8 protein-coding genes are annotated in these 12,091 nt (G+C 71.2%); 3 read left to right on the plus strand and 5 right to left on the minus strand.

Going from position 1 to position 12,091, the window contains the following annotated elements:
- Positions 1–58: 58 nt before the first annotated feature.
- The 5 genes from Q0P88_RS03065 to glgX all read right to left on the minus strand — a co-directional run bounded on the left by Q0P88_RS03065 (position 59) and on the right by glgX (position 8,220).
- On the minus strand, positions 59–1,186 hold the full coding sequence (locus Q0P88_RS03065) for a DUF4349 domain-containing protein (protein ID WP_295010945.1): 1,128 nt from the start codon (positions 1,184–1,186) through the stop codon (positions 59–61).
- Positions 1,183–1,743, minus strand: a complete 561-nt coding sequence (locus Q0P88_RS03070) for an RNA polymerase sigma factor (protein WP_295010947.1) — start codon at positions 1,741–1,743, stop codon at positions 1,183–1,185. Before Q0P88_RS03070 ends, Q0P88_RS03065 begins: the two co-directional genes overlap by 4 nt.
- Before the next feature lie 54 nt (positions 1,744–1,797).
- Complete coding sequence (gene glgB, locus Q0P88_RS03075; protein WP_295010949.1) at positions 1,798–3,996, minus strand: 1,4-alpha-glucan branching protein GlgB; 2,199 nt, start codon at positions 3,994–3,996, stop codon at positions 1,798–1,800.
- Positions 3,993–6,011, minus strand: a complete 2,019-nt coding sequence (locus Q0P88_RS03080; protein ID WP_295011093.1) for a maltotransferase domain-containing protein — start codon at positions 6,009–6,011, stop codon at positions 3,993–3,995. The genes glgB and Q0P88_RS03080 overlap by 4 nt, the downstream gene beginning before the upstream one ends.
- 109 nt (positions 6,012–6,120) lie before the next feature.
- Positions 6,121–8,220 (minus strand): glycogen debranching protein GlgX, encoded by a 2,100-nt coding sequence (gene glgX / locus Q0P88_RS03085; RefSeq protein WP_295010952.1) that lies wholly within the window; start codon positions 8,218–8,220, stop codon positions 6,121–6,123.
- Between the two features lie 148 nt (positions 8,221–8,368).
- Here glgX and Q0P88_RS03090 point away from each other — a divergent pair, with 148 nt between their 5' ends.
- The 3 genes from Q0P88_RS03090 (at position 8,369) to Q0P88_RS03100 (ending at position 12,053) form a co-directional block, all read left to right on the plus strand.
- Positions 8,369–9,571, plus strand: a complete 1,203-nt coding sequence (locus tag Q0P88_RS03090) for a cysteine desulfurase family protein (protein ID WP_295010954.1) — start codon at positions 8,369–8,371, stop codon at positions 9,569–9,571.
- Positions 9,572–9,580: 9 nt separating this feature from the next.
- Positions 9,581–10,678: a tRNA 2-thiouridine(34) synthase MnmA gene (mnmA, locus tag Q0P88_RS03095; protein ID WP_295010955.1), complete on the plus strand. Its 1,098-nt coding sequence runs from the start codon at positions 9,581–9,583 to the stop codon at positions 10,676–10,678.
- Between the two features lie 100 nt (positions 10,679–10,778).
- Complete coding sequence (locus tag Q0P88_RS03100; RefSeq protein ID WP_295010957.1) at positions 10,779–12,053, plus strand: ATP-binding protein; 1,275 nt, start codon at positions 10,779–10,781, stop codon at positions 12,051–12,053.
- Positions 12,054–12,091: the final 38 nt, after the last annotated feature.

The following is a 12,091-nucleotide window of genomic DNA, read 5'->3' on the forward strand; positions in this document are numbered from 1 at the left end:
AGAACGTGGGCGAGCGGCCGCACGGGGCGTGTGCGGCTCACTCAACGAGGTCTGCGGGTCAGCTGTCGACGGATTCCGCCTCGGCCCCGTCCGTCGACCGTCGGCGAGCGCGGCGGACCCGCACCAGCGCCCAGACGATCAGCGCGACGACGGCCGCGACCGCGAGCCAGGGGAGAAGGAACCCGATCGCGATCACGAGGGCGTTCAGCGACACCACCAGACCATGCCAGCCCGCGGCGATCCCGTCGCCGAACCCCGCGGGGTCCGCTGTCGCGGTCGTCTCCCGCACCAGGGAGACCTGCACCGACGACATCTGCACCTGCGCTTCCAGATCCTTCAGCTGCTGCTGCGCCGACTGCAACTGGGACTGCCGGTCGGTGAGCGTGCTCTCCGCGGTCAGGAGGTCGGCCACGGAGGACGCCTGCGCCATGAGCTGCTGGAGGCGGGCCACGGAGGTCGAGAGCGCGTCCACCTGAGCGCGCAGATCGGTCGTCGTCGCGGTGACGTCGTTCTGCCCGATCGACGACGCCAGGAGGGTGCCCTGCGCGCTCAGCTCGTCCATCGTGCGCTCGAGGTCGGCCGCCGGGACGCGCAGCGTGACCCAGCCGTCGCCGCCCGCCGTGGGCGGCGCGAGCGTCGTGCCGTCCGCAGGCGTCGGGGCCGTCGATCCGATCTGCTGGCTCTCGACGTACCCGCCGTGCTTCTTCGCGAGGTCGCCCAGCGCGTCGACGGCGCGGCGCACGTCCCGCACCTGCACGGTCGCGGTGCCGGTACGGACGATATCGCGCGTCGCCTCCGCGTTCGCCGCTCCGCCGGCCGCCGTCCCGGCGCCGCTCAGCGGTGCCGCCCCGTCGGCGGTGGACCGCGTCGTCGCATCGGACGACGGGACGCTCGTCGCCTTCCACGCCGGGTCCGCGCCGGACGAGGAGACGGAGGAGCCGGAGGAGCCGAAGCCGGTGAGCGAGAGCGCCGACGGAGTGACGAGCACGCCGACCACGAACGCGGCGGCGATGCCTCCGGCCGTCAGCCACCCTCGGCGGCGGGATCGTCGATGGGCGGCGGTGCGTGCGTCGATCCCCGCCCGCTCCTCGGCGATCTCGGCGAAGACGGACTTCTCGATGCGGGCCAGATCCTCGTCCGTGAACCGAGGCAGATCCGGACCGGACGCGGGTGCGGGAATGGTCATGAGGCGGGTTCCGTTCCTGTCGCAGCGCCGCGCAGACGGGTGCGTACGCGGGAGAGACGATTGCGGACCGCGCCGTGCCGCACGCCCAGTTCTGCGGCCGCGGCGGCGTAGTCGTATCCCTCGACGACGCAGAGCCGGAAGACCTCGCGATCCAGCGGGCTCATGTCGCCCAGCTCGCGCGCGATCCGCTCCGCGAGGTCGGCGGCGATGACCTGCTGCTCGACGTCGACGAGCGCGGGCAGCCGCTCGTCGACCTCGCCCTCGGTGTGCGCGAGGTCCCGGATCCGCCGCCGCAGCCGATTCGCGGACTGGAAGCGGCAGATCGTCGCGAGCCACGGCAGCAACGAAGTCCCGGCGAGTTCCACGGAGGCCAGCTTGCGCCAGGCGACGACGAAGGTCTCCTGCACCATGTCCTCCGCGTCGGGCCGGTCGCCCAGGATGCCGAATGCGATCCAGAAGACGGGGCGTGCGTACGCGCGGTACAGCGTCCGGAAGGCGTGTTCGCTTCCGGATGCCGCACGCGCGACGAGCGCCGTGTCATCCGCGGTCTGTGCCATCAGGGCTCCGTTCGGTGTCTCTCACCTGTCAATGTCCGCGGAGCCCGGATCGTCTCACCCTTTGCTGACGACGGGAACGTGGGGATCCCGCTGGTGCCGCAGCCAGATCGTCGACAGCGCGGGAAGCGTCATCGTGGCCTGCGGCGACGCGCCCTCCCGCTCGGTGGCGTACACGAGGCCGAGATTGCCCTCGCCGTGCCCGCCGAACTCGGCGGCGTCCGTGTTGAGGATCTCGCTCCATGCGCCCGCGAGCGGAAGATCGAGGTGCACGCCGTGCCGAGTGGATCCCGCGAAGTTGCTGATCACGGCGATGTGGCCGCCGTGGGCGTCGCGCCGTACGAAGGCGACCACGTTCGAGTCCCAGTCGGGACCGCCGATGCGGGTGAACGACGAGCCGTCGTGATCGCGTTCCCACAACGGTGCGTTCGCGCGGTAGGTGCGGTTCATCGCGCCGACGAAGTCCTGCAGCTGCCGGTGGGACGGCTGCTCGAGCAGCCACCAGTCGAGGCCACGATCGACGGACCACTCGGAGAGCTGGCCGAACTCCTGTCCCATGAAGAGGAGGTTCTTGCCGGGGTGCCCCCACATGTAGCCCAGGTAGGCGCGGGTGTTCGCGAGCTTCGCCGCATGGTCGCCGGGCATCTTCGACACCAGGCTGCCCTTGCCGTGCACGACCTCGTCGTGGCTGATCGGCAGGATGTAGTTCTCGCCGAACGCGTACACGAAGGAGAACGTCATCTCACCCTGATGGTGCGAGCGGTACAGGGGGTCCCGCTCGATGTAGACCAGGGAGTCGTTCATCCAGCCCATGTTCCACTTGAACCCGAACCCGAGTCCGCCGTGATTCGTGGGCGCCGTCACCCCCGGGAAGCTCGTCGACTCCTCCGCGACCATGACGATGCCCGGATGCGTGCGGTAGGCCGTGGCGTTGACCTCCTGCAGGAAACGGATCGCCTCCAGATTCTCCCTGCCGCCGTGGACGTTCGGCTCCCAGTCGCCGTCCTCCCGCGAGTAGTCCAGATAGAGCATCGATGCGACGGCGTCGACGCGCAGCCCGTCCGCATGGAACTGGTCGAGCCAGTAGAGCGCGTTCGCGACGAGGAAGTTGCGCACCTCGTTGCGCCCGTAGTCGAAGATGAGCGTGCCCCAGTCCCTGTGCTCGCCGCGGCGGGGATCCGGGTGCTCGTAGACCGGTTCCCCATCGAACCGGGCCAGCGCGAACGCGTCCTTGGGGAAGTGCCCGGGCACCCAGTCGATGATGACGCCGATGCCGGCCTGGTGCAGCCGGTCGATGAGGTAGCGCAGGTCGTCCGGCTCCCCGAAGCGGTGGGTCGCCGCGTAGTAGCCGGTCACCTGGTAGCCCCAGGATCCGCCGAACGGATGCTCGGCGACGGGCATGAGCTCGACGTGGGTGAAGCCCGTGGCCGTCACGTGCTCGATGAGCTCGTCCGCGATGTCGCGGTAGCCGAGGCCGGGCCGCCAGGATCCGAGGTGCAGCTCGTAGACGCTCATGGGCTGGGCGACCGCATGCGTGGCCGCCCGGCGGGTCATCCACGCCCCGTCCTGCCAGGCATAGCCCGAGGCGGTGACGATCGAGGCCGTGGCCGGAGGCACCTCGGCCAGCTGCGCCATCGGATCCGCCTTCAGGATCCAGTCGCCGTGCCTGGTGAGGATCTCGAACTTGTACCGGGCGCCGACCCCCACGTCGGGCAGGAACAGCTCCCACACGCCGCTGGATCCCATCGAGCGCATCGCGCTGAGGCGCCCGTCCCAGCCGTTGAAGTCCCCGACCACCCGGACGGCCCTCGCATGCGGCGCCCAGACCGCGAACGCGGTGCCCTGCTCGCCGTCGGACGTGCCGGGGTGTGCGCCGAGCACGTCCCAGAGGCGCTCGTGGCGGCCCTCTCCGATGAGGTGCAGGTCGAGCTCTCCCAGTGTCGGGGCGTGCCGATAGGGATCCGCCGCGGTCCAGTCCGGCGCGTCGTCGTACGTCGCCTCGATCCGGTACGACCCGATCGGGCCGGCGACCTCGCCCTCCCAGATCCCGTCGGCGAGGTGCTCCATCGGGACGTCGATCCCACCGTCCTGCCGCACCGTCACGGTCCGCGCCAGGGGTCGCAGCGCCCGCACGACCGTTCGGCGACGGCCGCCCTCCGCGGGCTGGGGATGCGCGCCGAGCACGGAGTGCGGGTCGTGGTGGGAGCCGGAGGCCACGGCCCCCAGCACCCCGGGGTCGATCGCAGTGGTGATCATCGCTGCCCCTTCACATGGAGGATGTGCACCGGTTCGGTGAAAGCGTCCAGGCGCACGAAGTTGTGATCCGTCCAGGTCCAGACGGATCCGGTGACGAGGTCCTCGACCTCGTACGGGGCTCCCGGCTCGACGCCCCAGGCGAGGGTGTCGAGATGCACGGTGGTCTGCCGCACCGAGTGCGGGTCGACGTTAGCGACGACGATGATCGTGTCGTCCTCGCCGGTGCCGGTGAAGGTGCGATCGAGGTGCTTGGAGTAGACCAGGACGGCGTCGTCGTCGCTCCAGTGCAGGCGCAGGTTGCGCAGTTGGCGCAGCGCCGGGTGCGCGCGGCGGATCTCGTTGAGGCGGGTGAGGAACGGCGCGAGCGAGCGGCCCTCCGCTTCGGCGGCCGCCCAGTCGCGCAGCTTGTACTCGTACTTCTCGTTGTCGAGGTTCTCCTCGGAACCAGGGCGCGCGACGTTCTCGTACAGCTCGTACCCCGCGTAGACCCCGTACAGCGGGGCGGCGGTCGCCGCGATCGCCGCACGGATCCGGTACGCCGCCCGACCACCGAACTGCAGGTACTCGGTGAGGATGTCGGGCGTGTTCACGAAGAGGTTCGGCCGCATGTAGTCGGCGGTCTCGTGCGCGATCGAGACGAGGAACTCCTCGAGCTCGGCCTTGGTATTGCGCCAGGTGAAGTAGCTGTAGCTCTGCTGGAAACCGACCGCCGCGAGACCGCGCATGGGAGCGGGCCGGGTGAACGCCTCGGCCAGGAACAGTACGTCCGGATGCTTGGTGTTGACGGTGCGGATCAGCCACTCCCAGAACCGCAGGGGCTTGGTGTGCGGGTTGTCCACACGGAAGATCCGCACGCCCTGGGAGATCCAGTGCTCCACGACGCGCAGGACCTCGGTGTAGAGACCGACGGGATCGCGATCGAAGTTCAGCGGGTAGATGTCCTGATACTTCTTCGGCGGGTTCTCCGCGTAGGCGATCGACCCGTCCGGGAGCTCGGTGAACCACTCGGGGTGCTGCGTGACCCACGGGTGATCGGGGGCGGCCTGCAGCGCCAGATCGAGTGCGACCTCGAGGCCCAGCTCGTTCGCGGTCTCGACGAACGCCCGGAAGTCGGCGAGGGTGCCGAGGTCGGGATGCACGGCGTCGTGCCCTCCTTCGGCCGCACCGACCGCCCACGGCGATCCGGGGTCCTCGGGGCCCGCGGTCAGGGTGTTGTTCGGCCCCTTGCGGTTGAGGCGCCCGATGGGGTGGATGGGCGGCAGGTAGACGACGTCGAAGCCCATCGCGGCGACCGCGGGCAGGCGCTCCGCCGCCGTCGCGAAGGTGCCGCTCGCGATCGTGCCGTCCGCCGTCCGCACCGCGCCCTCGGAGCGGGGGAAGAACTCGTACCAGGCGGCCGCCCCGGCGAGGGCGCGCTCCACGAGGATGGTCCGCCAGGGCGTGGCCGAGTCCAGCGCCGCGAGCGGACGCTCCTGGAACAGGGCGGCGAGGTCCGGATCGGTGGCGACGGCCTGCGCATCCGCCGCCGTCGCCTCCGGGGAGGCGAGCCGTTCCGCGATCGTGGCGAGGTGCTTGCGCTGCTTCTTGGGACGCGTCGTGTCTTCTGCGGCGCGCTGGATCAGCTCCGCCCCCAGGGCGCGCATCACGTCGACGTCGACGCCGGCCGCGATCTTCACGGCGGCGGCATGGGCCCAGGTGGCGAACTCGTCCGCGAAGGCCTCGAAGCGGAACGTCCAGGTCAGCGGCTCGTCGAGCGCCACATCGACCTGCCAGCGGTCGGTTCCGTCGCCGAGCGGAGTCAGCCGGTGCAGGCTCTCCTGCTTGTTCGGCGTCCGCAGTCGCAGATGCACGCCGATGACGTCGTGACCTTCGCGGAACGCGACCACGCGGAACGGGATCACCTCGCCGGTGAACGCCTTGGGCTGGAATCCCTCCGGCGCGGCAGGGGAGGGATCCGCGAGCGGGATGCGCGGCGTCTGGGCGTCGGCCGCGTCCGTGGTCGGCAGGGCTCGCACGGGGATCTCGGCAGTGCTCCGAAGAGCGACGGATCCGGCGTCGGTGGCAGAGAGATCGGTCACACGTCGAACCTACTCCGACCGGGCTCGGGGAGCGGTAGACGTGTCGTCACTCGGCGCGGAACAACCGCATCGAGGTGCCGGGGACCGCGATGACGTCACCGGGGGCGAAGACGGCCTGCTCCGTGGCGGGACGGTCGTCGGCGCTGGACCAGAGCGAGACGTAACGGTCGACGCCGTCGATCACCGGCAGGCGGACGTCGATCGGGGACTCCGTGCCGTGCACGACGAGGAGCACGCGGTTGAACGCCTCGGTGTCGGGGGTCGAGGCGGCGACGTACTGGAGGGTGCGGTTGCGGGGGTCGTTCCACTGCTCGACCTCCATCGTCTGCCCGTCCTGGTCGTACCAGTCCATCACGGAGGCGTTGGGGATGTGCTCGCCCAGCCGCGCGTACTTGAGCGGGCGCAGGGCGGGGTTCTCCTGGCGCAGCCGGGTGAGCAGCGCGACATGGGAGAACAGGTCCTGCTGCCAGGGCTCGTGGTCCCAGTTGAGCCAGGTCAATGCGGAGTCCTGGCAGTAGGCGTTGTTGTTGCCCCGCTGGCTGCGTCCGAACTCGTCGCCGGCCGTCAGCATCGGCACGCCCGCCGAGAGCAGGAGGGTGCCCAGCAGGTTGCGCATCGCCTTCCGCCGCGCCGCCAGGATTCCTGGATCCTCGGTCGGGCCCTCCGCGCCGTGGTTGAACGAGCGGTTCATGTCGGCGCCGTCGCGGTTGTCCTCGCCGTTGGCCTCGTTGTGCTTGACGTCGTACGAGACGAGGTCGTTGAGGGTGAACCCGTCGTGCGCGGTCACGAAGTTGATGCTCGCGAGGGGCCCGCGCTCGTCGCTGAACGTGTTCGCCGATCCGGCGAGGCGATTGGCGAAGCCGCCGATGCCCGTCGGCGCGGAGGCACGGCGCGCGTAGTCGATGTCGCTCAGCCAGAAGTTCCGCGCGCGGTCGCGGTAGCGGTCGTTCCACTCGCTCCAGCCGACGGGGAAGTTGCCCGTCTGCCAGCCGCCCAGTCCCACATCCCACGGCTCTGCGATGATCTTCGCGTCCGCGAGCACGGGGTCGGTCCGGATCGCGCGCAGAAGCGGATGCTCGGGGGTGTACGCGTGGGCGGCGTCGCGGCCCAGCGCGGTGGCGAGATCGAAGCGGAATCCGTCGATCTGCATCTCGGTCGCCCAGTAGCGGAGCGAGTCGAGGACGAGGCGCGCCGCGGCCGGCGTGGCCGTGTTCAGCGTGTTTCCGCACCCCGTGGTGTCGATGTACGTCCCGTCCTCCTGCTGCCGGTAGTACAGGGCGTTGTCGATCCCCCGCAGACTCGTGCGAGGACCGCCGATGCCCTCCTCGTTCGTGTGGTTGTAGACGACGTCGAGGATCACCTCGATGCCTGCTTCGTGCAGCAGTTTGACCATGCCCTTGAACTCGCGCAGCACCGCCTCGGGTCCGCCCTTGCGCGACTCGTCGGTCGCGTACGCCGACTGCGGCGTGAAGAAGTTCAGGGTGTTGTAGCCCCAGTAGTTCGTAAGCCCTCGTTCGAGTAGCCGCGGCTCCGAGGCGAAGGCCTGCACGGGGAGCAGCTCGACCGCGGTGATCCCGAGCTCACGGTAGTAGTCGATCATCGCGGGGTGCGCGAGTCCGGCGTAGGTGCCGTGCAGCTTCGGGGGGACGCCGGGGTGGCGCTTGGTCAGGCCTTTGACGTGTCCCTCGTAGATCACCGTGCGGTCGAGCGGGGTCTGCGGCTTCGCGACGCCTCCCCAGTCGAACCCGTCCTCGATGACGACGGAGCGCCACTCCTCGTACCCGTCGCCCTCCGCGAGGCCGCGGGCATACGGATCGAGCAGCAGCGTCTCCGGGTTGAACGTGTTCCCGGGGCTGTGCGCCCCGTTCGCGCGCAGCGCATAGCGCGTCCCCGGTTGCAGCAGCTCGGTCGTGATCTCCCAGACGCCGCCGGGGCGGCGCTCCAGGTCGAGCTGCGCGGTCTCCCAGTCGAGGTCCGTCTCGTCGAAGATCACGAGCTCGATCGCGGACGCGTTCTGCGACCACACGCGCAGCGTGGCCACCCCGTCGTGCAGGCGGACGCCGAGATCGGCCAGGGAGGGGCTGCACAGGGAGCAGCCGTCGCCGTCGGGAACCGGCGCCTCGTCCTCAGTCGCATGCGGACACATGAGGGACAGGATAACCGGCGCCGGCCCGCACGGATGCCACGCGGTTTCGCGCGTCGTGCCACTGCGTCCCACACACGGGCCCGGCGCCCCATGGGACGGGCGAGGACACTTCGCCCCGACCCCCTTCCCGGGGTGCGAGAGTGGGAGGGTGCACTACCTCGATCACGCCGCGACGACCGACCTGCGCCCCGAGGCGGCGGAGGAGTGGCTGCGCGTGGCGGGGGAGACCGGGAACGCCTCCTCGACGCACGCGGCCGGCCAGCGCGCGCGACGGATCCTGGAGGAGTCGCGGGAGCGGATCGCCGGCGTGCTCGACGCCGAGCCGATCGAGATCGTGCTGACCTCCGGGGGGACCGAGTCCGTGAACCTCGCCCTGCAGGGGCTGTGGCGCGCCCGTGATGCGGGACGGGAGAGGATCGTCCTGCCGGACGGCGAGCACCACGCGACGCTCGACACCGTGGCCGCGCTCGCCGCGTCCGGTGCCGGGGTGCGCCCGGTGCCGATCGATCCGACGGGACGGATCCCCGTCGCGGCGTTCGCGGACGCGCTGTCCGGCGGTGACGGATCCCGCCCCGGCGCTGCGGCGCTCGCGACGGCGCTCGTGGCCAACAACGAGGTCGGAACCCTCAACGACGCGCCGGCCCTGTCGCAGGCGGCGGCTGCGGCAGGAGTGCCCCTGCATCTGGATGCGGTCGCCGCCCTCGGTCACGTGCCCGTCTCCTTCCGCACGTGGCGCGGGGCGGCGAACCCGGGGTCGGGACTCGTCGCGCTCAGCGTCGCGGGGCACAAGATCGGGGCGCCGGTCGGGACGGGCGCGCTCGTCGTCGCCCGCTCGGCGCGCCTCGCCGCGCTCCTGCACGGCGGCGCTCAGCAGCGCGGGCTTCGTGCCGGCACCCAGGACGTCGCGGGGGCGGCCGCGCTCGCCGTCGCTGCGGAGCGGGCGGAGGCGGAGCGGGCGGTCGAGGCGGCGCGCCTCGCCTCGTTGCGGGATGCGCTCGTCGCGGGCATACGGGCGCAGGTGCCGGACGCTGCGCTGCTCGGCGACCCGGATCCGGCGGGGAGGCTACCCGGCAATGCGCACCTGCTCTTCCCCGGCGCGCCCAGCGAGAGCCTGCTGTTCCTCCTCGACGTGGCGGGGATCTCGGCGTCCGCCGGCTCGGCCTGCCAGGCCGGCGTCGCCGAGCCCTCGCACGTCGTCCAGGCACTGGGACGCAGCGAGCAGGAGGCGCGCAGCGTGATCCGCTTCTCCCTGGGGCGCACGAGCTCCCCCGCCGACGTCGACGCGGTGGTCGCGGTCATCGGCGACGCCTACCGGAGGGCGTCCGGCGCCGGCACAGCAGCCCGCTCGTAGACTGGTCGCATGCGTGTGCTGGCGGCGATGAGCGGGGGAGTCGACTCCGCCGTGGCCGCCGCGCGCGCCGTCGAGGCCGGTCATGACGTGGTCGGCGTGCACCTCGCCCTCTCCCGCGCCGGAGGGACGCTGCGCACGGGCAGCCGCGGCTGCTGCACGATCGAGGATGCGATGGACGCGCGCCGCACCGCCGACCTCCTCGGCATCCCGTTCTACGTGTGGGACTTCTCGGAGCGGTTCCGAGAGGACGTCATCGAGGACTTCGTCGCGGAGTACCGGGCGGGTCGCACCCCCAACCCGTGCCTGCGGTGCAACGAGAAGATCAAGTTCGCGGCTCTCCTCGAGCGGGCGCTCGAACTCGGATTCGACGCGGTCTGCACGGGGCACTACGCGACCCTCGTCGACGGGGCGGGCGGGCTCGAGCTGCATCGCGCGTCCGATGCCGCGAAGGACCAGTCCTACGTGCTCGGGGTCCTCACCGCCGAGCAGCTCGCGCACACCTACTTCCCGCTCGGATCCACGCCGTCGAAGGCTCTCGTGCGCGCCGAGGCCGCGGAGCGCGGGATCAGCGTCGCACAGAAGCCGGACAGCCACGACATCTGCTTCATCCCCGACGGCGACACCCGCGGCTGGCTCGCGGAGAAGGTCGGGGCGGAGCAGGGCGAGATCCTCGACCGCTCCGGCACCGTCGTCGGCACGCACGACGGCGCCCACGCGTTCACGGTCGGGCAGCGCCGAGGACTGCGGCTGGGCGTCCCCGCCGACGACGGAAAGCCGCGCTTCGTGCTCGAAGTGCGGCCGGTGTCGAACACGGTGGTCGTCGGACCGAAGGAGGCGCTCGCGATCGCGGAGATCTCCGGGGAGCGGCGATCCTGGGCGGGTCCCGCGCCCGTCGAGGACGCGTTCGCGTGCCAGGTGCAGATCCGTGCCCATGCGGATCCCGTCGACGCGCGCGCCTTCGTCACGGCCGAGGGCGTCCGCGTCGTCCCCGTGCTGCCGCTGGACGGCGTCGCGCCGGGGCAGAGCGCGGTGCTCTACGTCGGCACGCGCGTCCTCGGGCAGTTCACGATCGACCGCACGGTCTCCGCGGTTCCCGTCGACGCCTGATCCGGGCGGGTCGAGACACGTTCCACCGTGGCTCCGGTCGCGCGTCGCGTCCGAGCCGCCCTTCTGTGATGATGGGTCCACCGACGCCGAGGGAGACGACATGGTCAGGACTTACGTGCGGGACTTCCACGGTGACGATCTGGATCAGATCGTGCGCCTCTGGGGACAGGTCACGCGCGGCGCGCAGTGGCCGATCTACTCGCTGGCGGAGGTGATCGCCTCCTGCCAGGAGGACTACGCCGTCGTGGCTGTGCAGGGGGACGTGCTCGTCGGCGCCGCCGTGGGCCGCGCCGCGCACGCGCAGGGCTGGATCGTGTTCTTCGGGATGGCGGGCGAGGAGGACTCGACCGAGGTGAGCGCCGCGCTGCTGCACGCGCTGGAGCGGCGGATGGCACCCCTGGGGCTTGCGAAGCTGTCGATCCTCATCCCCGAGCAGGAGGGACTGGAGGCCTTCACCGGCAATGGCTTCGAGGTGCATCGCTCGGTCCGCTACCTGGAACGCGACATGCCGATCCAGCGCCGAGAGATCGAGTCTCTCAAGGAGGTGGGCGGACGGATCCTGCCGCCGCACCTGTGGGATCGCGTCGCGGGCATGACCCACGAGAAGACCTTGTTGGAGGAGCGGCTCGTCACGCCGCTGGCCCGTCCGGAGCTCGCGGAGCGCTTCGGCGTGGTCCCGCCGCGGGCGGTGATGCTGTTCGGCCCTCCCGGAACGGGCAAGACGACCTTCGCGCGCGCCGTCGCGTCCCGGCTGGGCTGGCCGTTCGTCGAGCTCTTCCCCTCTCGGCTCGCGGACGGCGGATCGGGGCTCGCCGGGGCGCTGCGCTCGTCGTTCGAGACGATCGACGAACTGGAGCACGCCGTCGTCTTCATCGACGAGGTGGAGGAGATCGCCTCGCGGCGCGGCGGGATCCCGCCCTCCCCGACGCAGGGCGTCACGAACGAGCTGCTCAAGCTCGTCGCCGACTTCCGCGACAAGGAGGGCCGGCTGCTGATCTGCGCGACGAACTTCATCCGTGCGCTCGACGCCGCGTTCCTCCGCCACGGCCGCTTCGACTACGTGATCCCGATCGGCCTGCCCGACGCCGACGCCCGACGCGCGATCTGGAACCGCTACATCCCCGCCGACTCGGCGGAGGGTGTCGCGCTCGACCGCCTCGTGGCGGCGAGCGAGGGTCTGACGCCGGCGGACATCGAGTATGCGGCCCGGAGCGCCTCACAGGAGGCGCTCGCGCGGGCGCTGCAGGACGGCGACGAGTCGGCGTCGCTCGGAACGGACGACTACCTGCGCGCGCTCGACGGGACACGCGCGACCGTGTCCGCCGAGGAGATCGCGGAGTTCCGCGACGACATCGACACGATCGCACGGCTCTGAGCCGGATGCGGTCCCGCGTCCCCGGGGATGTCGGGGCC

Origin of the sequence: uncultured Microbacterium sp. (genome assembly GCF_945952435.1) — a bacterium.
Classification (GTDB): Bacteria; Actinomycetota; Actinomycetes; order Actinomycetales; family Microbacteriaceae; genus Microbacterium.

Bases quoted from the DNA above. Each gene is read 5' to 3' on its own strand.
- Q0P88_RS03065 (WP_295010945.1), bottom strand. From the start codon at position 1,186: ATGACCATTCCCGCACCCGCGTCCGGTCCGGATCTGCCTCGGTTCACG.
- Q0P88_RS03070 (WP_295010947.1), bottom strand. From the start codon at position 1,743: ATGGCACAGACCGCGGATGACACGGCGCTCGTCGCGCGTGCGGCATCC.
- glgB (WP_295010949.1), bottom strand. From the start codon at position 3,996: ATGATCACCACTGCGATCGACCCCGGGGTGCTGGGGGCCGTGGCCTCC.
- glgX (WP_295010952.1), bottom strand. From the start codon at position 8,220: ATGTGTCCGCATGCGACTGAGGACGAGGCGCCGGTTCCCGACGGCGAC.
- mnmA (WP_295010955.1), top strand. From the start codon at position 9,581: ATGCGTGTGCTGGCGGCGATGAGCGGGGGAGTCGACTCCGCCGTGGCC.
- Q0P88_RS03100 (WP_295010957.1), top strand. From the start codon at position 10,779: ATGGTCAGGACTTACGTGCGGGACTTCCACGGTGACGATCTGGATCAG.